Here is a 24899-nt window from a genome sequence, read left to right as displayed (position 1 = left end):
TCGCTCGGCGGCACCGAGCCTGCTCGGGAGCTCCAGCCTCGGAGGGCGCGGTGGTGTATGCTCGCGCAGGTCGCGCATGAACCTCGCCGAGAAGCTCGTCCGGTCCGCCACGCTCGCCGATCTCGACGAGCTGCCGCCCGGCTGGCGGGGCGAGATCATCGACGGCACGCTGTACGCCTTTCCGCGTCCCCGCTTCGTTCACGCGAACATCGAGGACCTGATCACGGCCGACCTCAAGAACCCCTACCAGCGGGGCAGGGGCGGTCCGGGAGGGTGGTGGATCCTCTCCGAGCCGGGCATCCAGATCGAGCGCGCGCCGGAGATATCGCCCGACGTCGCGGGCTGGCGCCGCGCGCGCATGCCCGCGCCGCCGCGGCCCGCGGAGCCCATCTCCCTCGTTCCCGACTGGTGCTGCGAGATCCTCTCGCCGCGCACGGCGGGCTACGACAACCTCGTGAAGCGCCGCTTCTACGCCGAGATCGGCGTGCCTCACCTCTGGTACGTGGATCCCGTCCGGCGGACGTTGCTGGTCAGCCAGCTCGAGAACGGGCGGTGGGTCGAGCTGGGGCTGCACGGACGAGACGAGAAGGTGCGCGCGGCGCCGTTCGAGGACGTCGAGATCGACCTGGCCGAATGGTGGGAAGGGCTCGACGAGGACGAGGGCGACGCGCCCTGAGGCGCGGGTCACCGCGAGGGCTGACCCGTGCGCAGCGGGCCACCTCGCGAGGTGGGCCAGGGCATGCAATTGGCCGCCGATCCCGGGATCGTGAAGACATCCATCCCGTGCTCGAAGGTCTGCACGAAGACCTCGAGCTGGCCGTCTCCGTCGAGATCACCCACCGCCGGCGCGGCGGGCGCGCCGTTGCCGTTGCCGTTGCTGCCGGGGTTCGGCAGGGGCACGTCGTGCAGGACCGCGCCGTTCGCGCCGAGGATCACGAGGTTGCCCGAGTCGAGCTCGTCGGGAGCGCCGTACGTCGCCAGCAAGACCTCGGGTGATCCGTCCTGGTTCAGGTCGGCCACGGTGGCCTCGGTCGCGAACATGATCGATTTGCCGTGCATGTAGTTGTATCGCCACAGGAGCGACGCGTCGGGGCCGAACGCATAGAGGTAGCCGTCGTTCATCGGGACGATGATCTCGGGCCGCGCGTCCCCCTGGAGGTTCACCGTCGTCGGCGAGGGCACGCCGTTCGGCGGGTAATAACCGTCGATTTCGAGCGGCCTCCCGCCGCGCGGGAGCGTCTCCCACCCGGGCTTGCGCATCGCCGATCGGCTGCCGTCGCCGTGCGCGCCCTCGAGCACCATCACCGCATACGCCTGCGTCTCGTAGGGCTCGTGCATCTCGACGTTCGGTACGCCGACGACCTCGTTCCGCCCGTCCCCGTCGAGATCGACCACGTTCGGCGGCGACGCGGTCCATTGCAGCCACTCGGCGGAGCTCGGGTGCGGCCACGTCCCGGTATGGAGATGGTAATGATCGCCCTCCACCTTCGGGTCCGCCCACCGGATGAACTGGCCCCAGGTCAGCGGCTGGTCGGCGAACGCGTCGTCGCGGTTCTTGAAATACGGCGCGGCGTCGATGGCCACACCGTCGTGGTTGAACGCCTGGATGTGGTGGTTGTCGTAGGTGGCCAGGATCTCGAGCTCCGGGTCGTCGTCGATGTCGCCGATGCCGACGTTGAGCCCATAACACCCGAACCCGGAGTGCCCCATGCCGTTGCGATCGGCGTCGTTCCCCGGGCCGCTCTGGTTGTTGTACCGAGGCCAGGCCGCGAAGGCGGCGCCTGCGGCGGCGGGTTGATAGAGCGACCCATCCGCGCTGAAGACGAAGACCTGCGCGCCGCCGTCCTCGGTGGTCGCGGTCTGGGTCGTCGTCGCCACCACCTCGATGGTGCCGTCGCCGTCGAGATCCGCCGCGGCGAGCCCGCGCACCTCGGGGGCGTTGCCCGCCGTGGTGGTGTCCACCGGCCACCCGGCCTTCGGCGCGAGCCCGTCCTTCCATTCGAATGCGAAGACCTGATGACCGTTGCCATAAACGATGTCGATCGCGCCGTCGCCCTCGAGGTCGGCGACCACGTGCGGCGCGTAAACCCGGTCCTCCCCGGCCTCGGCGCGATCGATCTCCTTCCCGCTCGAGTCGAAGACGAAGAGCGAATAGTAAGCGGCGATGAGCTCGTTCTGACCGTCGCCGTCGAGGTCCATCACCACCGGCGATGCGTACCAGCTCGTCTGCCCGGGCAAAACCATCCGGTGCTCGGGCGCCTGCACCTCGCCGGCGCTCGTGCCCACCTCGCAGATCGGGTTGCGCGTGCCGCCCGTGCCGCTCGCTCCCGCCCCGCTGCTCGCGCCGCCGCCGCTCGCGCCGTCCCCGAGCTCGCCCCCGGCGCAGGCCGCCGCGAGCAGCGCGAGGAGCAACGCCGCGCCGCCGAGAGGCCACCCACCCAGGCCGGTGCGCGCGGCCCACGGCAAAGGCGGCCGGTGTTGAGGCGCGGTGGGGAACGCGCGACCGGAACGGCACGGGCGGCGCTGGGTAACCATGGGACCTCCGGGGGATGCGCCCGCGGGCGACGCCCGCCGGTGGAAAAGGACAGGAGCCAAGCTCATCGAGATTACCAGGAACCTTCCGAGCCGGGGATACGAGAGCTCACCCGAGGGGAGCCTCGCGGGATCGCCGTGAGGGTGGTTGCCCAGGGCAGAGTGTGGTTCGTTGCCACCGGTGGTGTATCATGTAGATCTCGGAGAGTGACGACGCGTTCACCCCTGGAGGCGCCGCATGGCCACGATAGAGGCATTCATTCCGACGGTGGTGCTCTTCGAGACGATCACCGACGTCGCTCGTACCCACAACGCGCACCTCGTGCTCCAGCGCTTCGAGGGAGCGCACGGCGGCGCGATGCTCTCCGTCGTCGAAGCGAGCCGTCTCGCGGCTCACGAGTATCTGAAAGGCGGCTATCAGCTGGTGTACCTGGCGTCGCGGAGGGCGCCGGCCAGCGCGCAGGACTGGGGCTTCTTCGACCGTGAGGCCGCAAATCTGCTCGAGTTCGCCGGTGCGCGTCAGCGCGGTCAGGATCTCGAGCAGGTCACGATCCGCCCGGTGGCGAAGAAGACCAACGTGGCCACGTTGTTCGCCGCGACCAGGGCGGCGATCGTGGCGAGCTGCAAGCGAGGAATGAGGCTCAACGGCCGGCTCTACCCGAAGATCTTCTACGCGAAGGAGCTCGAGGCCGGGGGCTTCCAGCTGTGGGTCGATATCGAGACGAAGACCCTATCCGCCGAGATGGCCGGGTAGGGCCTCTGGCCCCTCGCGGCGCGGCCTTGGCGCCCTGGCGATCTTTCCGCTGACCCGCCGCAGCGCTGGGCGGCAGGGCTGCCGCGGCCTTGCAGCGGCCTCGGCACGCGCGTGAAGTACCAGACGTCGAAGACCACGGCAGTTCACCGGTCCCGACCTCGCCCCCGAAGATCCATGGAGCACGGTCATCGAGCGCCTGGACAGCCTGACGTTCCCTCGTCCATACGAGGTTGGCACGGCCCTCGGCATGACCGACAAGGCGCGCTGACGTCTGTTCGCGTGGCCCTCACGGGGCACAAGCAACCGCAACGCGCGGGGCAGATGAGCTACCCTGCGGCCATGGGGCACATCACCCTCTCCTCTGCCGGCGGGCGCGTCACCATCACCGACGAGGTCTCGGACGCGACGCCGCTCGAAGGGAGCGACCCTGTGGAGATCGTGGTCATGGAGGGCAGCGAGACCATGGCGGTCAGCCCACAGACGCTGCGGGGCATGCAACTGACGGACGGCACGGTCATCGTGGTCGACGAAGACACGCGGGAACGCATCCAGCGCCGGATCGAGAACCGGAGCGGCCGGATCGACATCCTGATCCAGGAGCCGGGCCGGCCAGGAGATTGGCGGCCCACCGTCGTGCAGTCTTTCTCCGATGTATCGACGTCGAGGCATGACGAGAGGCAGGGCGACGATGACGCCCCTGTGTACCTCTCCGACGATGACTCCAGCGTCCATCGCCGGGGTGACGAGGACGATCTCCTCGACGGCGGCTGGAACGGAGGCGGCGGCTGGCTCAGAGCGAGCGAGGGGGACGAGGAGGACGAGGAGGACGAGGAGGACGAGAGCCGCGGCCAGCCGCGGGGCAGCATCGATGGATCGATCTTCGATCACCTCGTGCAGGACGATGCGGCGGATAGCCGCGGCCAGCCCGTGAGACGGCAATTGACGCTCGACGGGGACAAGGGCATCGGCAGGCTCGTGCTCGGTACGTGGAACGCGTCCCATTTCGGCGCGCGGAAGGACATCAAGAACCCCGGCTTGCTCGACATCGACGACGAGGAAGGCTTCGACGAGGCGATCTTCGACGAAGCTCCGTCGGAGACCGAGCAGGACAGTTACTACAGCAAGCGAAACAAGGACAAGGAGATACGCGGCGAGGGCGAGAAGGACGCCAAGGCCCAGTACCTGGTGGACATGCTCGTCGGCGCGATGCAGGCGGGGCATGCGATCGATGGGCTCGTGATCCACGAGATCAACAACGGCGAGGCGTTCCAGGAGGCCTTCGAGGACGCGGCCAGGAAGGCAGGGATCGACGGCGAGTACGAGCTCCACCTCGGGCCGCGCCTCCACACCGGCTCGGACAAGCACGCGCAAAAGGAGCGATATCCCGTCGTCGTGCGCACGGCGAAGCTCCAGGTCGAAGGCGTGGAGTACATCCCGACCCACAGCGCCAGCGAGAAGGGGAGACCCAAGGTCGTCGCCGGCGAGCCGGTCCAGACCACGGACGACGACACCGTGAAGACGCCCTCCGGCAAGTCGCGCCCCCTCATCGCGTACACGATCAAGCGGAAGGACCGTCCTTCAGCGAAGCCGCTCAAGCTCGTCAACGTGCACACCAAGCCGGGCAAAGGGGGGCTCAGCACCGCCGCGGGCGTGAACGATCGCCGGCCGGTGTTCGCGCAAGTCGAGCCCGCGTACAAGCACGCATCGAAGGACGACGAGCACATGTGGGTCTTCCTCGGGGACCACTACCTGGCGGGCCAGGACGTCGTGACCAGCAGCGGGGAGCGCTTCGACGAGTCGCTCCCACCCGGGATGCTCAACCTCGATCCGGAATCGAAGACGAACACGATCGAGAAGATCCACACCGATGTGGAGAACGCCCGCTGGAGGTACAAGACGATCAAGGCCCGACGCGCCAGCGAGGGCGCGAAGAATGCTGTCACGAAGCTCTCCAGCACGAACACCGGCAAGCGCAAGCGCGGAGCCAAGGAGCCAGAGAAGAAGCCCCCCTCCAGGGCGACGCTCAAGAAAAAGCTCAAGGGCATCGAGAAGGACCTGAGGAGCCTGGAGAACCACGATACCCGCGCGAACGCGAAGAAGGACATCGCGGCCCTCCAGCGGCGACTGGCCGCGCTGGATACCACGCTATCGCAGAAGAAGGCATCGCTCGACGACGCTCAGAAGAAGACCCTCGAGCTCAACGCCGACACCAAGGAACAGGTCTACCAGAGCCTCCGCGCCCGGGAACAGGCGTTCATCCAGAAGCAGAAATCGGCCCGTCAGGTGACGCGCGCCGAGACGAGGAGGGATCGCGCGCGGAGGCTCCGCGACGCAGCAGAGGGCAGGGATCGCGCGCGGAGGCTCCGCGAAGCAGCAGTGGGCAAGGATCGTCCGGAAGCGTCGGCGCTCCTCGCAGAAGCCGACCGGCTGGAGGAGCAAGCTGCAGCTCAGGAGAAGGCCGCGTCCGGTGAGGACCGGCAAGGCGCCTTCCTCGACAGGAAGCGGACGATGGTGGCCGACAAGGCCGTGGTCAGCTCGCGCTTCGTGGTCCGCAAAGCGGCGCTCATGACCGTGCTGCCCGGAAAAAGGAACGAGAAGCCGAAGACCGCCTTCGTCGAAAAGGACGAGCTTTACTCCAGGAGCGGCGGTGGCTGGGAGGCCACGGGAGAGCACTTCGCCCTCGCGCAGGGCCGGGTGCTATCGGACCATGGGGCGATGGTCATCGTGGTCAGCGACGACCCCGCGGATCAGAAGGCGGCCGACGAGATGATGGACGCGCTCGTCCTCGAGCCGTCGGGCCTGGCGAAGACCCTGGACGAGGCCGGCGACGAACCCGAGAGCGAGCAGGAGGCCGCGAGCGACTTCGAGCCGGACAGCAGCGACGACGAGGACAGCAGCGACGACGACGACGACGACGACGAGGACAGCAGCGACGACGACGACGACGACGAGGACAGCAGCGACGACGACGAGGACGGCGACGACGGCAACCAGGACACCGACAATCAGGACGACGCCGGCGGTGACGACGCCGGCGGTAAAGAGGCCTCCGGCGAGCGCTCGCCGCCCTCCAAGAGGAAGAAGCTCGACAACAGCAGCGTCGGGAGCCTCCACAGCGCGACGATGTCACGCACGGCGCAGCGGCAATCCACCCCCACCCGGCCGACCACGACGAGGACCTCGATCACGAAGCAGACGAACAGGCCGAGCAAGACAGCGGCCAAGCGCAAGCGGCGCTGATCGTCCTGCTCGGTGCGCTCACCCCGTATCTGGCAACACGCCGCCGGTCGAGATCTCCCGCCCGTCCGGCAGCCTCACGCGGGCCCCGCGCCCCGCGCACCCCGCGTCCCACATCGCCGCCGTGCCTTTTCCGTAGGTCGCCTCGCCCGCCACGACCGCGCGCCCGTGCGCCTGCAAGCACGCCGCGAGGAGCTCCGCCGCGGAGGCCGTGAAGCGGTCGACCCACACGACGAGGGGCATCGTATACGGCGCTCCCGGCCGCGCGCGGTGCTCGGCCGCGTCGCCCTCCTCGTCGATGACGGTGGCCAGCAGCGTGCCTTCGGGGAGGAAGCCGCCGGCGATCTCCACCGCGGCCTTCACGTCGCCGCCCGGATTGCCGCGCAGGTCCAGCACCAGCACCTCCATGCCGCGGGCGCGGAGCCGCCCGATCTCGCGGTGGAGGAGCGCCGGGCCGTCGATGGCGATCCGCGGGAGGGCCACGCAGCCCACGCCCGGCGCGAGGATCTCGCCGGACAGCCCGTCGCCGGCGGCCCCGGGCGCGAGCGCGACCGCGACCTCCAGCGCGCCCTGCAACGACTCGCCGATGCCCGTGCGCATCGTGAACACGTTCGTGGCGCTGGGCACGGCGATGAGGCCGAGCGGCGCGTTGAAGTTGTTGCCCGCCGTCAGCGACGCGAGGTGCGCGGCAGGCAGGAAGTTGAAGAACACGTTGGTGAACGACGCCGTCACGACGGCCGCGCCCTTGATCGTGGGGTGCATCACGCCGGGCTCGTCGCCGATGGACATCGGGATCACCGAGCCCACGGTCAGCGACGGCATCATCGAGGTGAGCACGTTCGCCGCGAAGACCGTCGCCATCGCGTTGAAGGCGACGTTGACGTACGGGATCGGCACCCCGACCGGCGGCGTCCTGCACACGTCGGGCGCGGCGATGAACTGGCCTGCTCCTCGGTTCGCTACGGGCAACATGGCGCGATCACCCGAGGTGTACCTGCTTGCCCTGCACCGTGGTCGTCTCGTCGGTCACGATGGTGGCTGTCCTGGCCTGGAGCACGGAGCTGCCCGCGACCACCGTGCGCGCCTCTTTCGCCTCGACCTCGAGCATCGACGCGACGCGCTGGTACAGGTTCGTGGCCCGCTGGATCAGGGTCTCTGCCCAGGTCGTGACGCGGGAGGCGTGCACCGTCACCTCGGGGCTCCGGATCTCCACGCCTCGATCGGCCGAGAGCCGCAGCGTGCCCCCCTCGGCCGCGAGATCGACGTCGCCGGAGAACCGCAGCACCGCGCGCCCGGAGCCGCGCAGCACGCCGATCGCATAGAGATCGTCGCGCTTGCCGATCACGAGCAGCACGTCGCCGACGGCCGGCTCGTACGGCGAGACGAACGCCATCGTGGCGTATCGCTCGGCGCCGTTCGACAGGACCACGAGCACGTCGCCGGCCTCGATCGACAGCACCTCTGCAGGGCCCAGCGTTTCTGTCTCTGCGCGAGGGAAATCGGGGGTGATCACCTCTGCTGTGGCACGCTGGCTCATGTCCTGTCCTCCTGCCGAGGCGGCGGGCGCCACGCTTCGGCCTCCAAACGATCGACGTCGGTCCCGCGAGCGCCGGTCCTGCGAGCGCCGCCCCACGATGCCTTCTCCGCGCGCAGCGCGTGCAGGTTCGCGCCCGAGAGGTCCGCGTCCGAGAAGTCGGCCCCTTCCGCGGCCAGATGCGACAGATCCGCGCCGGCGAGGCGGGCTCCCCGGAACGACGCTCCGGCCGCGTGCGCCTCGGCCAGCACGGCGTCGGCGAGGTCCGCGCCTGTCAGATCCGCCCCGTCCAGCGAGGCGCGCGAGAGGACGGACCGCCGCAGCTCCGCGCGCTGGAGGTGCGCTCCCCGGAGCTCGGCCTCCCCGAAGAACGCCAGCTTGGCCCGCACACCCGCGAGGCGGGCCCCGCCGAGCTTCGCGCGCAGCAGCGTCGCGCCCCGGAGATCCGCGCCTTCCAGGTTGGCCTGCGCGAGATCCACGTCGGTGAAGTTGCTCCCCGAGAGATCGGCGCCGTGAAGGTCCGCGCCCGCGAGCTGCGCCTCGATGAAGCCACAGGCGCGCAGGGTCATGCCGGCGAGCGGCACGTTCGCGAGATCGGTGCCGGTGAAGTCGGTGCGATCGAAGATGGCTCTTTCGAGCCGCGCCCCCGCGAGGGACGCTCCGCGCAGGAGCGTCTGCTGGAGCAGCGCGCGCGTGAGGTTGGCTCCGGCCAGACTGGCACCGTCCAGCACCGCGCGGACGAGGCGGGCGCCCTCCAGATCGGCGTTCGACAGATCGGCGTCGAGCAGCACGACGCCCGTCAGGTCCGCGCCGGCGAGCCTCTGCCCGGCGAGCACCGCGCCCTGCAGATAGGCGCGCTCGAGGCGGGCGCCGGTCAGGTCCGCGCCGGTGAGATCACAGCTCGCCAGGACCGCCCCGGTGAGATCGGCCCCGCGCAGGTCGGCGCCCCGCAGATCCGCCCCGCGCAGCGACGAGCCCGCGAGATCCGCGCCCGCGAGATCCGCGCCCGCGAGCTTCGCCGCGCCGAGGTCGGTCCCCGGCGCCGCCACGCCCGTGGCCTCGCCGGGGCCGAAGAGCGCGCCGTCGAGCACACATCGCGTCATGCGGGCCGGCAGGCGCGCGCCCCGCAGATCGGCCTGGACCAGCACCACGCGTTCGAGCGCCGCGCCCGACAGATCGGCGCCGCGGAGGATCGCGCCGAACATCGACGCCCCCGTGATGCGGGCATGTCTCAGGTCCGCGCCGGTGAGGTCCGCTTTCTGGAAGGACGCCCCGTCGATCGTGCGGCCGCCGAGCGCCGCGCCGGCGAGCTTCGCCATGTCGAGCCGCGCCTGATCGAGCCGCGCGCCGTCGAGCTTCGCGCCCGTCAGATCGGCGCTGATGAGCATCGCGCCCCCGAGGTCCGCGCCGGTGAGATCCGCGCCGCGGACAGGCGCCCTCACCAGCTTCGCGCCGCGCAGGACCGCGCCGCGGAGCTGCGCCCCGCGCAGGTCGCACGCCGCGAACGACGCGCCCTCGAGGTTCGACCCTTCGAGCACGGCGTCGCGCAGGACGCACCGGACCCACTCCGAAGAGGCCAGATCCGCCCCCGAGAGCGCCGCGCCGCCGAGGTGCACGTCGACGAGCCGGGCGCGCGGCATGCGCGCGCCCGTGAGATCGCGCCCGCGCAGGTCGAACCGGGTCACCCGCTTGCCGGCGAGGCCGTCGGTCTCGCGCATGCGACGGATCAGCTCTTCGGGCGTCATGATGGATCCAGGAGGGCCCGGGTGAGGTTCGCGCCGGCGAAATCGGCGCTCGAGCCCGCGGCGCCCAGGAGGACCGCCTCGAACAGGCTCGCTTGCCGGAACGACACGCGCGTGAGCGTCGCTCTCCGCAGGTCCACGCCGAACAGGTTGGCGCGATCGAAGCTGGCCTGTTCGAGGCGCGCGCGATCGAAGCGGGCTCTGCGCAGATCGGCGCCCGAGAAGCGCGCGCCCGCCGCCTCCACCTCCGAGAAGCACGCGTCGTGAAAGGAAGAATACCTGAAGTCTGCATCCGTGAGATCCGCGCGCACCCACACGCTGGCCGGGCCCTGTGCGCCGGTGAACCGCGCGCGCCGCAGCCGCGCGTCCGAGAAGCCCGAGCGCCCGAGCTTCGCGTCGGTGAAGTCGGCGCGGTCGCCGGCGATCTGCGTCAGCATGCACCGGAGCAGGCTCGCGCCGATCCACGCCGACTCTTCGAGCCGCGCGCCCTCGAACAGACACTGTGTGAGCGCGGCTCCCGCGAGCCGCGCCCCCGTCAGGCTCGCGCGCTGGAGGAGCGCCCGCTCTGCGACGACGCCCTCGAGATCGGCGCCTTCCAGATCGATCTCCTCGGCAAAGACGCCGTCGAGCCGCGCTCTCGTGAGCCGCGCGCCCCTCGCCCGCGCGCGCGCGAGCTGCGCCTGCGCGAGGTCGGCCCCGGAGAGATCCGCGTCGCCGAGCTGCGCCTCGGCGAGCACGGCTTGCCTCAGGCTCGCGCCCGCGAGGCGCGCGCCGCGGAGATCCGCGCGCGCGAGGAGCGTTCCATCGAGGCGCGCGCCCTCGAGGTTCGCGCCGCGCAGATCGCGGCCGGACCAGTCTCGCCCGGAGGAGTCGCCCCCCCGCGAGGGCGTGTCCGCGTCCTTCGCTGCCCCCGGATCCCCCTCGGGAAAGCCGCCCAGGCGGGGATCGCGCAGCGCCGCTTCCAGCGCCTCGAGCCCGGGGACCGCCGCGCCGGACGCCCGCGCCTCGAGCGCGAGCCCGCGGAGCTGCGCGAGGCGCCTTGCGAGCACAGGCCGTATCCTCGCATCCGTCAAGGGCGCCTCGGCCGGCGGCGGCGCGGCGGGCGAAGGAGCGTCTGCCAGCGCGGCGGCGACCCTGGCGGGCAGATCGAGGCCGCGCCGCCCGGTGTGCGCGCCGCCGGCGGTCACCGCCCTGGCGATCGCCGCACGCAACCCGGACGGCAACGTCGCGAGCGTCTCGTCGAGCTGCGCGGCGAGCCGCGGGTCCACGGGCTTCTCCGGCGCCGCCGGACCGGGATCGACCGCGGCCCACGGGTCGCCGAACGAGGTTGGCACGCTCTCCTTCACCGGATCGCGCTCGAACGCCTCGAGCGCCGCGCGGTACCGCGCCTCGGGCTCTCTGGGGCTCGCCATCGGCTCGGACGCGAACAGCACCGTGCGCACGCCCCGGAGCTCGGCGTCGGGCACGGCATCGACGCCGCGCCACACGAGCGAGAGGCGGAGGGCGTCGAGGTCGGCGAACAGCGTATCGAGGACCATCGGCACCTCGCGGAAGCGACCGGTGGTGTCCATCAGGAAGGCGCGCACGCGCAGGCCCGGGAGCGCGCTCTCGAAGAGCACACGGTCGGGGTGGAGGTTCGCGAACGACAGCGCCTCGTCTCCGCGGAGAAAGGGGACCTGCTGGTCGCCGGGCGCCGCGTTGAAATGGCCGACGTCGAAGTCTTCTGCGTGGTACGGAGCGCGCTCCTTCCGCCACTCCGGGCCGTACGCGGAGCCGAGCTTCCGGGCGCGCTCGGGCCAGCGCGGCGAGAGCGGGCCAAAACCGGCGGGCGCCGGGCGGTCACCGCGGCTCTTGACCGGCTCGCCCGGAGACTCGATGTTTGGCAGCTCCGGGGTGTCCAGCCCCTTCCCCACCGGGTTCGCCGCGTGGCGCGGTCCGCCGAACGCGTGCGTGTACGCGACCGGCATCTTCACGAAGCGGGCCGGGTCCGATGGGTAGTCTCCGAGGACGCCCGGCACCCAGGTCCGCGGACCGACGACCTGCAGGACCTTCGAGAAATCGCCGACCGCGAAGCGGACAGGGCACGACGCCACGGGGCGGCCGGAGGGCGCGTGGCACGTGCCGAGGAGCAGCAGATCGGCGAGCGGCTTGAAGTCCGCGAAGTCTCCGGGATACACGATGTCACCGGAGAGCGCGTCGTCCTCCGGCCGGTGGCGCTCGGCCGACAGGGGCTCCTGCACGAGCAGCGGATCCCCCTCGGGCAGCGCGGCAGCGGCGCCGTGCACGAGCTCGAACGTGCCGCGCACGATGAGCGTGACCTCCGGCCGCGGCGGGCGCCGTGACGAGGGCTTCACGCCGGAGGCGAGGGGCGTCAGGTTCTTGATCTTCATGCGCCGGATCCGAGGGCGCCGTCAGAGGAAGCTGTGCTGCGCGCCCACCTGGGTGTGGGTCGTGCCCGTGGCGAGCCTCTGCGCCGCTGCCTGGATCTTCTTCGGCGTGATCTCGTAGGTCGCGGCCAGATCGACCGAGATGCCGGCGCCGACGTTGACCTCGATCTTGCCGGCGATGCAGATGTCCATCATCAGCGCGAGCGTGATGTCGAGCACCGTCCCGATCGTGATCGACTGTTCGCTCCCGATCGTCAGCTCCTCCACATCGCCCGACACGATCTCCGTCTCGGACCCGATGATCGTGGACACCGTGTTTCCGATGGTCGTGTCCTTGATCGACGGGCACACCGTGGTGCTCGTCATCGACGACGCCGTGGTCGTGTCGGTCATCGAGGTGACGGTGGTGGTGCTCGCCATCGACGTGGCCTTCGTCGTGCTCTCGATCGCGCCGGCGCACTCGGTCGTGTCGCGCATGGTCATGGCGGTGGTCGTCGACTCGATGACGTCGGCCCAGGTCTCGTCCTTGATCGACGGCACCGGCAGCGCCGAGGAGCCGGTGTACGACTCGATCGACCGCGCCCACGTCCGATCCGTGATGCGAGGGTTCTCCTTGCCCTTCGCGGGCGCCGCGCTCCCGGTGATGCTCTCCTTGAGGTTGCCCGAATAGACGTCGTGCGTGTCGCCGTGGTACGTCGTGAAGACGTCGCCTTTGATGCTCTCCTCGATCACGCGCCACGTACCGTCGTAGTTCTGCACCCAGCGAATCTCGCTGCTGCCCTCGAACGTGATGCCCGTCTCCGAGACGTGCCCGCCCGAGACGTCCCAGCCGGAGTCGTGGTCCTGCCGGCCGCGAACCAGCATGCGGTAGTTGCCCTGCACGATCTCGACCTTGTCGCCGCGGGTCGTCGTGATGCGGTTTCCGTCGGAGTGGTCTCGCCAGCCACCCCTTGTGTGGAGCTTCGCCGTCTCCGCCTGTCGCTCCGCGACCGGGGTGAACTGAGGGCAGCCGTCACGCACGCGGTCGTCGTCCACGAACGACGTGACGAGCGCCGCGAGGTCCTCGCCGGAGGCGCGCGGCGCGCCCGGGCTCGCGGCGATGGTCGGGTCCTTCACCGCGCCGAGGCGCAGATACGACGACATCGCCTCGGCCTCGCTCGCCGCGTTGTTGAAATTCGGCACCTCGATGAGGATGTACTTGCCGCCGACGCCTTCGCCCTCTTTCGTGCCCATGTGCGCTAGCAGAGCCAGCGGGACATCGCTTGTCAAGGGCGTGCGCGGACTCCCGGAGAGCCGGGCGCCGTCACACCTATTGGGTCTTCACACGGGTGAGGGAAGTTGCCCCGGATCAGCAGAAAAGCCGCCATGACGGCAAGGCCACCAAGAGGAGATCGGAAGGGCCGTCCCCGCATTCCCCCTCCGGTTCCCCTGGTTTCATGGCGCCCTCGGCGCCATGGCGGTTCGCTTCCCAGCCGGACTTCCCGCAGTGTCGCTCAGGCGGCAGGGCTGCCGTGGCCTCGGACGCTCCGCGGCGCGCGCGTGAAATACCAGACGTCGAAGACCACGAAGGCGAGCGCCGCGAGCGCGAGCAGCCAGGTCCACTCGACGTGGGCGTCCGGCTGTCCCGCCGCGCTGGAGACGGCGACCTCGCCGCCGCCCTCCGCGAGGAGCGGCCTCGGCGTGAGGTCGCTCTCGGCGACGCTCGTGAGGTTCGCCGGAACGACGACGGACCCGGCCTGCGGTCCCTGCCAGGCGAGGCGGTAGAAGCCGGCGCGGGGCGTCTCCGCGACCACCGCGACGCCGGCGCGCTGCGCGACCTCGAGCCGCTCGCCCGCAGGGCCGATGGCCTGGAGGTCCCGCGCGGTCGCGGGGACGCTCACGCGCAGCGGCTCGCCGGTGCGCGCGGGGCCTGTGATGCCGTGGGCGCGGTGGGCGCGCGCCTGCTCGAGCAGGTTGCGCACGAACAGCACGAACGACGCCTTCAGCGGCCAGTCGCTCTCGCCCACGTCGAAGCCGAGCAGCGTGCCGGTCCGCGAGGCGGTGGAGATGTCGGTCGCGATCGTGCCCTCCTGGGCGCGGATCAGCTCCTGCGTCGCCGCCTCCGGCGTGAGGGACGAGGCCGCGCGCAGGTTCACGCCGTCCAGCGTCAGGAAGCGCAGCCGCGGATCCGCCGTGTCCCACGAGGTGAGCGTGGGGCGATCGAGCGTCTGCCCGACGAGCGTGCCGGCGCAGCGCCCGGGTGGCGGGTTCACGATCAGCAGATCGCCCCCCGGAGGATCGGGCGGGCACGCGCCGTCGATCACCACGAACGTGTCGGGGTCGAGCCCGGGCTTCCCGAGCAGATCCGCGAGCGCGCCCGAGGTCACCGAGGTCATCGGATCGGACGCGAGCGCCCGCTCGAGCCAGACGGAGCCGCCGGAGGGCGCTCCCGGCTGCGCGCCCTGGGCGTCGCCGCCCGGGCCCATGCCGGCCGACGCGAGGAACACCGGGAGCTTGTCGCCGGCCGGCACGCGGCCGTAGGCGACGTCGTCGAGCGGCATCGCGTCGCGCGGCGAGAGCTCGAAGACGAGCCCCTTGCGGTAGTCGCCGGGCGACGGGCGGAACGTGAGCACGACCGGGAGGCGCTCGCCCGGCTTGACCAGCACGCGCCGCGAGCCGAGCACGTCCGAGGCGTTGTCCTGCCGCATCGTCACGTACACGTCGCGCGGCTGCGCCCCGAAGTTCGCGACAACGAGGAAGGCCTGCACCTCCTCGCGCTGCTCCGCTCGCTCGCCGTCCGCGCCGCTCGCGCCGCTCGTGCCAACCACCGCGCTCCCGGAGCGCACGTCGACGCGGACGATGGCGGCGTTGTCGACCGGATCACCGACCGTGATGACCTCCACCGGCAGCGACACGCCGCGCAGCGAGGCGGGGCGGGCGAGGTTGCCGTCGGTGATCGCGACGACCCGGCGGGAGCCGCCGAGCTGGCGGAGCCGGTCGATCCCGAGCGCCACCGCGGCCTCGAGGTTGCCCTCGACGTCGCGCGCCGCGATGGGGTCGATCGCCGCCTTGAGCCGGACGAGATCGCGATCGAGCGCAGCGACGAGGCGCGCGTCGCGCCCCGCCTCGACGATCAGCGCGTCGCTGCCCGGGGCGAGGCCGGAGAGGAGGTCCCTGGCGAGCTGCTTCGCGAGCTCGACGCGCGTGGTCGCCTCGCCGGCCGGCCCTCGAGCGGCCGCGGACATCGAGGCGCTCGTGTCGAGGATGATCGCCACGTGATCGCCGGTGAGCTCGCGCCCGCGCGAGGCGGGGCGGGCGAGGGCGAGGGCGAGGAGGGCGAGCGCGAGCGCCTGCAGGACGAGCGGCAGCTGGGCGATGAGCTTCCTGAAGGGCGCGCGCGCCATGAGATCGCGCTGCGCGGCGGCCCAGAGCCACGTCGAGGGGACGCGTCGGCGGCTCCGCTTGATCTTGAGGATGTAGAGCAGGACGAGCGGGCCGAGCAGCGCGAGCAGCCACAGGCCGCCGGGCGAGAGCAGCGCGAGCGGGGCGCCCGCGGAGGCCTGTGCGAGCGGGGCGGCCACGTCAGTCGACGCCCCTCGCGACGAAGCGGCGTACAGCGCCCTCGAGCGGCTCGTCGCTCCGCGCGCGCACGTACGTCGCCCCGTGGCGGCGGGCGAAGGCGCGCAGCGCCTCGCACAGGCCGGCGAAGCGGGCCGCGTAGGCGGCGAGGGCCGCGGCGTCCAGGGTCACGTCGACGAGCGCGCCCGTCTCGGCGTCCTCGAGCGTCAGGTCGCCCTCGAAGCTCGGCTCGAGCTCGTCGGCGGCGACGACCTGGAGGGCCGCGACGTCGTGGCCGGCCTGCGCCGCGCGCCCGAGCGCGGCGGTGACCGGGCCGGGGTCGAAGAAGTCGGAGACGACGCAGAGGAGGCCTGGCCGCGCGCTCTGCCGCACGACGGCGTCGATGGCGCGCGCGAGGTGCGTCCCGCCGGAGGCCCTCACGCCGTCGAGGGCGCGGAGCAGCGCGGCGAGCCCCGCGCGCCCGCGCACCGGCGCGTGCTCGCGGGCGATGCCGTCGCCCGCCACGAAGAGCTGCGCGCGCTCGGAGCGGGCGAGCGACATGTACCCGATCGCGGCCGCGAGCCGGCGGGCCGCGTCGAGCTTCGTGGGCTCCCCGAAGTCGAGGGACGCCGAGGCGTCGCACACGATGCGGGCGATGACGTCCTCCTCGGCGCGGAACAGCTTGAGCACCGGCTCCCCGGTGCGGGCGTACGCGGCCCAGTCGATCCGCCGCATGTCGTCGCCGGGCGCGTACGCCCGGTGCTCCTTGAACTCGGCCGAGCCGCCGCGGCGCCGCGCGAGGTGCTCGCCCGCGCCGCCGGAGCGGGCGCGGATCTCGAGCCGCCGCTGGAGCACCTCGAGCTCGCGGACGAAGCTCGCGCCGAGGAGCGGCTCGGGGGACGAGGGGAGCATCGGAGAGAGGAGTAGACATCGGCGCGGGCGGAGGTGCCAGCGGGTCGCGGAGGAGCGGCGGCCCGCGCTCGGCAGGGGCGCCGGCCGCGCCCGGCCCGTCGTCGTTCCGCGTCGCTCCGCGGCATCGCGACAGACCGCCACGGTGGGGCAGAGCACCCCGCTCGCGCTCGCCGTGGCCCGCAGCTCCCGCCTTCTGCAGGCGCGCCGCTGCTCCGTGGCTCGCTTTATGCGAGCCAGCGCTGTGGTTCCGCTGTCCGTGCGCCGGCTCGGCCGGTGGAGCCGCCGAGCGCCCCGTACCGATGTGTCACCCGAAAGGAGGCACCGTGAAGGCCCTGGTTTTCCACAAACCTTCGGACGTCCGGGTCGAGGACGTCCCGGATCCCCGGCTCGAAGAGCCCACCGACGTCATCGTGCGCGTCACCGCGACCGCGATCTGCGGCTCGGATCTGCACATCTACAACGGCTTCTTCCCCCAGGCGAAGCCCATGGTGCTCGGCCATGAGTTCATGGGCGTCGTCGAGGAGATCGGCCCGCAGGTCACGAAGCTGCGGAAGGGCGACAGGGTCGTCGTCCCGTTCCCCATCGCGTGCGGGCGTTGCTTCTTCTGCCAGGCGGAGCTCCCCGTCCATTGCGAGAGCTCCAACCCCAGGCACTACGGCCCCGAGGGCGGCACGCTCGAGGGCAAGGGCGGCGCCCTCTTCGGGTACACGGACCTCTACGGCGGTTACAGCGGAGGTCAGGCCGAGTACGTGCGCGTCCCTTACGCCGACTTCGGTCCACGGAGGGTGCCCGAGCGCCTCACCGACGAGCAGGTCCTCTTCACGACCGACATCCTCCCCACCGGCTGGACGGCGATCGAGTGGGCCGAGCTCAAGGGGGGAGAGACGGTCGCCGTGTTCGGATGCGGGCCTGTCGGCCTCGCGACCATGAAGTGCGCCTGGCTCCGCGGCGCGGCGCGCGTCATCGGCGTCGATCGGGAAGAGTACCGCCTGAAGACGGCCCGCGAGATCGCCAAGGCCGAGACCGTCCACGTCGACAAGGTCGACGCCGTCGAGGCGATCCGCGCGATGACGGGCGGGCGCGGCGCGGACGTGTGCGTCGACGCGGTCGGGATGGAGGCGCACCGCGGCCTCCTCGAGAAGGCCTCCAGCGCCCTTCACGGCCAGGTCGGGACGATATCGGCCCTCCGGCTCGCCATGAGCGCCGTGCGCCGGGGCGGGGTCGTGCCGATCGTGGGGGTCTACGGCGTGTCCTATGACAACTTCCCGCTGGGCCAGCTCTTCGACAAGGGCCTGAAGCTCCGCGCCGGCCAGGCGCCGGCGCACAACTACATCGACCGGATCCTCAAGCACATCGAGGATGGCCACCTCCGGGCGGACGACATCATCACCCACCGCCTGCCGCTCTCGCGCGCCCCGAAAGGCTACGAGATCTTCAACAAGAAGCTCGACGACTGCGTGAAGGTCGTCCTCAGGCCCTGAAGCATCCCCTCGAATTTTTCGGGAAATTCACAGGGAGGCCGGGAGGCGGGGAGTAAAATCCCACCAAGCTCCCCGTCTCCCCGCCTCCCTGTTCAAATTTTCTCTACATCCGGCGCTCGGGAGCGGCCACGCGCTCGGGCTCCGCGGGCACGCGAACCATGGCTGCGCGCCCCTGACGCCTGACACCGGCGTCAGGGGCGCGCGGCCGCGTTGCTTTGTAATTGGCTGAATTGATGTTTGTTTGTTCAGGGTATGGCGCTTGCTTGGGGCCGGACCTCGGCGAGCGCCCCGCTCGCTTGCTCGGCCACCCGCGATGGCCTCTGATCGCACGGAAAGAGAGCTCCCGATGGCTCGAGATCTGCGCTCAACTCGAACGCTCCTTCACCCCTTGTGGATAGGAGCCCTGGCGCTCCTCGTCCTCAACGATCACGCCCTCAAGGGCTCCGGCCTGCTCCCTGGGTGGTTGACCGGGAAGCTCAGCGACTTCGCCGGGCTCCTGGTCGCGCCCGCGGTCCTCGCCTCGCTGCTCCGCGTGACCTCGCGCCGCGGATTCCTCGGCGCGCACGTCGTCATCGGCGTCGTCTTCTCGGTCATCAAGCTCGCTCCGGAGGCCGCCCGCGCGGTCGAGGGGCTCATGGCGCTCACGCCGCTCCCCTGGCGGATCACCGTCGACCCGACGGATCTCATCGCGCTGCCGGTCCTCCTCGCCTCGTACCGCGTGCTCGGCGAGGCGATGGCGCGGCCGGCGCCCGCGCGCCCGGTCGCCCACCGCCTGGCGCTGATGGCCGGCAGCCTGGCCTGCGTGGCCACGAGCAAAGAGCAGCCGATCACGTGCGGCGACTCCGAGGGGTGCGGGCCGCGGGAGCTGCGGGAGCTCGCGTCGCTCGTGATCATCAACGCGACGGAGGCCGAGCAGCTCATCCGCGCGCGGCGCCTCCGGGAGTCGGTGCGGGTCGACTGCGGCGTCCTGCTCGACGACCCGACGAGCGCCCTCTCGCGCGATCTGTTCGCGAACGCCGAGGCCTGGCTCATCGCGCCCGGCCGCGCGTTCTCGCTGGGCAACGCGGGGTGCGACGCCTACCTGATCGACGCCGACGGGCTGCCGCTCACGCTCCTCGCGTGGTCCGCCGCGGAGTTTCCGGAGCAGGAGCTCGTCACATCGACGGAGAACCCGCGGGCGGATCGGATGATCACGCTGCGGCGCGCCGGGGCCAGGCTCGAGCTCGGCGATCACCCGGCGATCTTCCCGGCGCCGCCCGTCGAGACGCCGTCTCCCGCGGGCGCATGCGGCGCCTCGGCCGAGGGGAGCGGCCTCGACTGGACCGTGCCCGTCCGCAGGGCAGGGGTCCTCACCGGCGTGACGTCGTCGCCGGACGGGTGCCACGCCCTCACGCTCGATCGCGGCGAGACCTTCTTCCTCTGCGCCCCTGCCGAGGCGATCCCGTTCAGCGAGGGCGACGTCCTCCGCGTGAGCGCCGTCGCGATCGACGGCGGCAGGTACCCCGAGCTCCTGCAGGACCAGCTGGCGTTCGCGCGCGGCCTCCACATCGAGAGCGAGACGCACGCGGTGCTCGCGCTGCGCGGCAACGTGCTCGCCCGCTGGTCGATGGTCGGCCGGCAGCCAGGCGCCCATTTCACGGCCGATCTCTCGCCGCTCGCGGCCTGCGGCGCGTTCCACGACGCGTGCGGCAGCCTCGTCGAGCCGCTCGAGGCGTCGCTGCTCGGCGACGGCGTCTCCGGGGTCGTCTCGCTGCGGCCCGGCGAGAGCGCGGCGCTCGCCGAGGGCGCCGGCACGCTCTTCCTCGTGCGCGCCGACGACATGCCGGTGCGGGACGCGGAGTGCTTCACCGTCCCCGTCGATCAACCCCGCCTGCTCGAGTCGGTCTTGGTCGCCGCCACCGCGGCGCCGTAGGAGGTCACGCCATGAAGATCCGAATGCATGAGGTGCTCGCGCTCGGCGCCGCCGCCGCCCTCGGCGCGGCCGGCTGCGCGTCTTCAGACGGCGAATCCGGCGGGTTGGCCCTCCCCCAGGGCCCTCCCGAGTCCCCGTCCCCGGGCAGCGCGGGCGCCTCCCAGGGCGGCGCGCAGGACTTCGGCCTGTTCCGGCAGATCCTCGAGGACGGCGAGATCCCCGGGCCGGACACGCTCGACGACGTCGGCTTCTTCGCCGAGCACAAGCTCGATTACCCGGCCGCGACCTGCGGCGAGGACGTGTGCATGCACGGGCTGCTCGGGATCATGGGCAACATGATCAGCGGGTCGCCCTGCACGCTCATCCAGATCGGGATGAACTCGCCCGTGGACCTCGGCGCGCTCGAGCGGCCGCCGCTGCACCTCGTCATCGCCGTCGACACGAGCGGCTCGATGCAAGGCGACCCGATCGCCTACGTCAGGGCGGGGCTCGTCGAGATGATCGACGCCCTCGAGCCGACCGACCGGATCTCGCTCGTGCGCTACTCGGACGCGGCCGAGGTCGTCCTCGAGCAGGCGGAGGGCTCGGACAGGGAGGCGCTCACGGAGGCGTTCGAGGGCCTGACCGCGCGGGGGTCGACCAACCTGTACGAGGGGCTCTTCACCGCGTACGCGCTCGCCGAGCAGCACCTCGATCCGGCCTGGCAGAACCGCGTGATCTTCCTTTCCGACGGCGTGGCCACGGCCGGGCTCACCTCGCCTCAGCGGCTCGTGTCGCTCGCGGCCGGGTACGCGGAGAAGGGGATCGGCCTCACGGCCATCGGCGTCGGGGCCGAGTTCGACGTCGACGCGATGCGCGGGATCAGCGAGGTCGGCGCGGGCAACTTCTACTTCCTCGAGGACCCGAAGGCGGTGGAGGAGGTCTTCGCCGAGGAGGTGAAGACGTTCCTCGTGCCGCTGGCGCTCGACGTGGAGCTCGACGTCGCCGTGGGCGACGGTTACGTCGTGCGCGGCGCGTACGGCACGAACGGCTGGCAGGGCGGCGAGCGCGGCGGCGCCGTGCACATCCCGAGCCTCTTCCTCGCCGGCCGGACGAGCGCCGCGGAGCCCGTCGGCTCCGGCCGGCGCGGCGGCGGCGGTGCCATCCTGCTCGAGCTCGTGCCGAAGCCCGACCAGCAAGGCGTCGAGGACCCGCGCGCCGTGGGCAGCCTCGCGCTGTCGTGGCGGCACCCGCTGACGGGCGAGGCGCACGCGCAGGAGGTCGACATCGAGGCGCCGAGCGCGCCCGACGCGCCGCCGGAGGCCGGCTATTTTTCCGGCGACACCGTCGAAAAGGGCTTCGTGATGCTGAACCTCTTCGCCGGGTTCGAGCTCGCCGCCCAGCTCGCCGCGGACGCCGACCCCCGCACCGCGCGGCGCACGCTCGAGGCGCTGCGGCCGAACGTCGAGGCGTGGCTCGCGGATCACCCGGACCCCGACGTCGAGGACGACCTGCGCTACGTCGATCTGTTCATCGAGAACCTCATCACGGCGGAGGCGAACGTGCGGCCCTACACGCCGGCGGAGCCGCCGAACCCCTGGCCCGCCGATTGAGCCCCGCGCCAGGCCGCCAGCGCGCGCCAGGTGACAGCGACGCGCGCTAGGTGACACCAGCGCGCCGCGCCCGTGACCCCCATTCACGTCGATCCCCCTCAACACGCGTTCCGACGTCTCCACGTCTCCACATGCGCTCCGCGTACCCGCGTACACAACACAACAACGCGTCCTAATGCGCCGCAAACGTGCGCCGCGGAGATGTCGCTTCCTCGCCGCGATCGCCTTGTGTAGGATCGAGTTTTCGCGGCCGTAGAGGAGGAGAGTTCACCTATGCGAAGATCCATGTGGTTCGGGTTGGCCGGCATCGCCGTCTGTCTCACGGCCGCTCTCCCGGCGAGCGCGGGTGTCCCGGAGTGCGGCAACATTCGCTTCGAGGGCCTGTCGAACTGCGAAGTGCGCGTCACGGGCGAGTGCACCGCGGGCTGCAGCGACCTCGGGATCTACAAGACCGCGTGCGCCACGAAGCTCGTGCCGGTCTGCAAGACGGAGTGCACCCTCTCGGCGGAGGCGGGCTGCACGGACAGCTGCACCGAGCAGTGCAGCGCGGACTGCGACAGGGGCATCAATGTCATCTGCTCCCACAACTGCTTCGTCGAGTGCACCACCACGCGGGACGTCGAGTGCGGTGGCGCCGTCGACGCCGCCCAGTGCGCCGCGACGTGGGACGCGAACTGCGACAGCGAGTGCGGCGCCAAGTGCGTGACGGTGGATGGCGGCTGCTACCAGCACTGCATCGAGTGCTGCGGGGGCTCGTGCACGGCCGACGCGAACATGGACTGCCAGACCACGTGTCAGAACGAGGAATTCGAGGACTGCGAGCACGAGTTCCGCGCGAACTGCGACGCTTCCTGCAGCGGTGACGGCGCGCTCTTCTGCAACGGGAAGTACATCATCTCCGGATCGCAGATCCCGGCGTGCGTGAACGCGCTGCTCGCGCAGGGCATCAGCGTGAAGGCCGAAGCGGAGGTCACCATCGGTCCAGACGGCATCGACGGGAACCTCGCAGCCGGCATGTGCGCCGCCAGGCCTGCGAGCAAGGCCTCCCTCACCGCGCCGCTCGCCGTGTTCGCCGCGGCGGCAGGCTGGCTTGCGCGGCGCCGCAAGCGCTCGTCGCGCACGTCGAGCTGAGCGTCCCCAGGTGAGCGTGCGGCCGACCCACGAGACGCTGCTCGCGCTGCTCCTCCTGTGCTCCGCGGGCTGTGCGGGCGAGGCGGCTGACGCGCTCGTGGTGATCGGCCTCACCACGGATATGGCGGTCGGCTTCCAGTTCGATCACATCGAGACGACCACGAAGGTGGATGGCGTCGTCACGGGCACCGAGCGTCTCTCGTATGGCAGGGGAGAGCTGTCGCTCCCGGCCGAGCTCGTGGTCGGGCCAGCGCCCGACGGCGCGGAGATCGAGCTGTCCATCGCGGCGTTCCGCGACGGCGAGGCCGCTCCCCTCGTGACGCGGAGGGGCGCGACCCGCGCGGCCGGCGGGCGGCGTCTGCTCCTGCCCGTCTCGCTCGACGAGGCGTGCTGCGCGACCACCTGCGCGGCGAGCGCGACCTGCGCGGCGGGGGCGTGCGTCGAGCCCTTCATCGCCCCCTCCGCCCTCACCGACTACGATCCGCTGTGGATCGCGTCGGCGAGCGATGCATGCAAGACGCCGGGCTCTGGCGACCCTGCGGTCGTGATCGGGCAGGGGGAAAGCGCGTTCGCTTCGCTGGAGCCTGGCGAGGTGGTGCCGATCGAGGCGGGCCCTCAAGGGGGCCATCACGTGTGGCTCGCGCTGCGCGTGACCGGCCTCCGGCAGATGGGCTCGCGCCTGACCGTGGAGGGGCGCTTCCCCGAGCTGGGGTTCGAGCTCCTTCCCTTCACCGCGCAGGTCACGATGCACAAGGCCGGGGAGGACCGCTGCGAGATCGATGGCGTGCGCTTTCAGGTGGACCGGGGGCTCCCGGTCGAGGCCGTCCGGGGACAAGCGCTCGACATCGAGATCACGCTGGAGGACCCGAACGGCGACGTCGGGACGGCCGCGCAGCGGGTCGTCATCTCTCCCTGACGCCTCCCCTGTCGGAGCGGCTCCACGAGGCCCTCCGCTTTGGTCCTGGCCCAGCCGAGCACCCCTCGTACGACGACGCCAGGGCGTCGAGACCTCCGTCGCGCCGCCGCGGCCGCCGCCAGGCACGCAGCGGCAACTGCGCCGGCCCGGCCCTCTTCCGCGCCGCCGGTGCGGCAGCCGCAGCCCGCGTCGCTCGGCCGCGCCCCGCCGCCTGGCCCATCCGGCGCTCCGCCCGAGCCCGTTGTGGTCGCCGGGCCTCCGCCGCTCGCCGCCGCGGCGCCGGCGCCGGTTGCGCCGGTCGAGACGGCGCTCGTGCCGCCGCCGGCCGCGGGTGAACCGGCGTCCGGCGTGCAGTCCCGGTGGCCCGTCATCAGCGCGATCCTCGGCCAGTCCGTCGGGCAGACCGCTCCGACCGCTGTGCTCGCCGCGCACTCCAGAGGACCACGAATGCACCCCTGCTGGAGCAGCGGCTCGAACGTCGCGCCGCCGTCGAGCGAGCGGCCGATCGTGAAGCCGTCCAGGAACTCGCTCGCGCATGCGTAGAGGCCCGATTCCGTCCAGGCGAAGCAGCGCGGCGCGACGCTCGAGACGCGCTCGAAGGCCAGCGTCGACGAGGGCGCGCGGAAGACGCCGTCGATGTCGCTGCCCACCGCCACCGTCGCGCCGTCCGGCGAGATCGCGAACGCGCGCACGAAGCCCTCGGTCGCGAACACGGGCGCGAACGCCGCGCCGCCGTCCGTCGAGACGAACAGGCGCCCCGGCGCGCTCGCGATCCGCACGTACAGCACGTCGGCGTCGAGCGGATCGACCCCCGCGATGTACGGCTCGCGCGACGTCGTGCTCCCCGGCACCGCCGCTGTCTGCCACGTCTCCCCGCCGTCGGCCGAGCGCGCGAGCACCCCCATGACGGCGTCGCCCTCGCTCGCGAGGCCGCTCACGTAGACCCGCCGCGGATCCGACGGCGCGACGTCGACCGTCCGGGCCACAAAGCCCGCCGGGAGCGGCGCCCCCGCGCCGGTCCAGCTCGCGCCGCCGTCGCGCGACGCCCAGAGGCCGTGCCGGGTCCCCGCGGCCACCGCGACGACGTGCGACGGATCGCCCTGCCGGACCGAGAGATCGATCACCTCCCGCCCGGCGAGCTCGGCGGCGCGCGCCCAGGCGCAGCCGCCCTCGGCGCCGACCGCGATCCCGTCGGCCAGCGCGGCGAGCACGCGGCCGCTCGCCGCCGCCGC

Annotated in this window: 16 protein-coding genes; 8 read left to right on the top strand and 8 right to left on the bottom strand. The window is 71.8% G+C overall.

The window, feature by feature from the left end; all coding sequences use genetic code 11:
* Positions 1 to 76: 76 nt before the first annotated feature.
* On the top strand, positions 77 to 676 hold the full coding sequence (locus tag ACSRUE_RS46140; RefSeq protein WP_441289115.1) for a Uma2 family endonuclease: 600 nt from the start codon (positions 77 to 79) through the stop codon (positions 674 to 676).
* A gap of 8 nt (positions 677 to 684) precedes the next feature.
* Here the strand turns inward: ACSRUE_RS46140 and ACSRUE_RS46135 are convergent, their stop codons facing one another.
* Positions 685 to 2412, bottom strand: coding sequence for an FG-GAP repeat domain-containing protein (locus ACSRUE_RS46135; protein WP_441289114.1), 1728 nt, complete (start codon positions 2410 to 2412; stop codon positions 685 to 687).
* A gap of 358 nt (positions 2413 to 2770) precedes the next feature.
* Here ACSRUE_RS46135 and ACSRUE_RS46130 point away from each other — a divergent pair, with 358 nt between their 5' ends.
* Both ACSRUE_RS46130 and ACSRUE_RS46125 read left to right on the top strand, forming a co-directional pair.
* A complete protein-coding gene (locus ACSRUE_RS46130) occupies positions 2771 to 3286 on the top strand; it encodes a hypothetical protein (RefSeq protein ID WP_441289113.1) in 516 nt (171 codons plus the stop codon).
* A gap of 321 nt (positions 3287 to 3607) precedes the next feature.
* Positions 3608 to 6526 carry a hypothetical protein gene (locus tag ACSRUE_RS46125; protein WP_441289112.1) on the top strand — a complete coding sequence of 973 codons (2919 nt, stop codon included), beginning with the start codon at positions 3608 to 3610 and terminating at the stop codon, positions 6524 to 6526.
* A gap of 18 nt (positions 6527 to 6544) precedes the next feature.
* On the opposite strand, the gene ACSRUE_RS46120 is transcribed toward ACSRUE_RS46125, so the two are convergent.
* The 7 genes from ACSRUE_RS46120 to ACSRUE_RS46090 form a co-directional block, all read right to left on the bottom strand.
* Positions 6545 to 7495, bottom strand: coding sequence for a S41 family peptidase (locus ACSRUE_RS46120; protein ID WP_441289111.1), 951 nt, complete (start codon positions 7493 to 7495; stop codon positions 6545 to 6547).
* Between the two features lie 7 nt (positions 7496 to 7502).
* The gene (locus ACSRUE_RS46115; protein WP_441289110.1) at positions 7503 to 8060 is read right to left on the bottom strand and encodes a DUF3540 domain-containing protein; all 558 of its coding nucleotides are present in this window, start codon (positions 8058 to 8060) and stop codon (positions 7503 to 7505) included.
* A complete protein-coding gene (locus tag ACSRUE_RS46110; RefSeq protein WP_441289109.1) occupies positions 8057 to 9802 on the bottom strand; it encodes a pentapeptide repeat-containing protein in 1746 nt (581 codons plus the stop codon). Before ACSRUE_RS46110 ends, ACSRUE_RS46115 begins: the two co-directional genes overlap by 4 nt.
* Positions 9799 to 12189, bottom strand: coding sequence for a DUF2169 domain-containing protein (locus ACSRUE_RS46105; RefSeq protein WP_441289108.1), 2391 nt, complete (start codon positions 12187 to 12189; stop codon positions 9799 to 9801). Before ACSRUE_RS46105 ends, ACSRUE_RS46110 begins: the two co-directional genes overlap by 4 nt.
* Before the next feature lie 21 nt (positions 12190 to 12210).
* A complete protein-coding gene (locus ACSRUE_RS46100; protein WP_437761840.1) occupies positions 12211 to 13419 on the bottom strand; it encodes a hypothetical protein in 1209 nt (402 codons plus the stop codon).
* Positions 13420 to 13679: 260 nt separating this feature from the next.
* Positions 13680 to 15746, bottom strand: coding sequence for a vWA domain-containing protein (locus tag ACSRUE_RS46095; RefSeq protein WP_441289107.1), 2067 nt, complete (start codon positions 15744 to 15746; stop codon positions 13680 to 13682).
* A 1-nt stretch (position 15747) separates the two neighbouring features.
* Complete coding sequence (locus ACSRUE_RS46090) at positions 15748 to 16635, bottom strand: DUF58 domain-containing protein (protein ID WP_437743979.1); 888 nt, start codon at positions 16633 to 16635, stop codon at positions 15748 to 15750.
* Positions 16636 to 16958: 323 nt separating this feature from the next.
* Between ACSRUE_RS46090 and ACSRUE_RS46085 the strand changes: the two genes are divergently transcribed.
* The 5 genes from ACSRUE_RS46085 (at position 16959) to ACSRUE_RS46065 (ending at position 23667) form a co-directional block, all read left to right on the top strand.
* Positions 16959 to 18116: a zinc-dependent alcohol dehydrogenase gene (locus tag ACSRUE_RS46085; protein ID WP_441289106.1), complete on the top strand. Its 1158-nt coding sequence runs from the start codon at positions 16959 to 16961 to the stop codon at positions 18114 to 18116.
* Positions 18117 to 18504: 388 nt separating this feature from the next.
* Positions 18505 to 20028 (top strand): hypothetical protein, encoded by a 1524-nt coding sequence (locus ACSRUE_RS46080; protein ID WP_441289105.1) that lies wholly within the window; start codon positions 18505 to 18507, stop codon positions 20026 to 20028.
* An 11-nt stretch (positions 20029 to 20039) separates the two neighbouring features.
* Positions 20040 to 21620 carry a vWA domain-containing protein gene (locus ACSRUE_RS46075; RefSeq protein WP_441289104.1) on the top strand — a complete coding sequence of 527 codons (1581 nt, stop codon included), beginning with the start codon at positions 20040 to 20042 and terminating at the stop codon, positions 21618 to 21620.
* 273 nt (positions 21621 to 21893) lie between these two features.
* Positions 21894 to 22751 carry a hypothetical protein gene (locus ACSRUE_RS46070; RefSeq protein WP_441289103.1) on the top strand — a complete coding sequence of 286 codons (858 nt, stop codon included), beginning with the start codon at positions 21894 to 21896 and terminating at the stop codon, positions 22749 to 22751.
* A gap of 10 nt (positions 22752 to 22761) precedes the next feature.
* A complete protein-coding gene (locus ACSRUE_RS46065; protein WP_437761833.1) occupies positions 22762 to 23667 on the top strand; it encodes a hypothetical protein in 906 nt (301 codons plus the stop codon).
* Positions 23668 to 24899 lie beyond the last annotated feature (1232 nt).

This window comes from Sorangium sp. KYC3313, assembly GCF_052075895.1.
Taxonomy (GTDB): Bacteria; Myxococcota_A; Polyangia; order Polyangiales; family Polyangiaceae; genus Sorangium; species Sorangium cellulosum_B.
The sequence above is the reverse complement of the archived record's forward strand: the minus strand, read 5'-3'. Positions and strand labels throughout refer to the sequence as shown.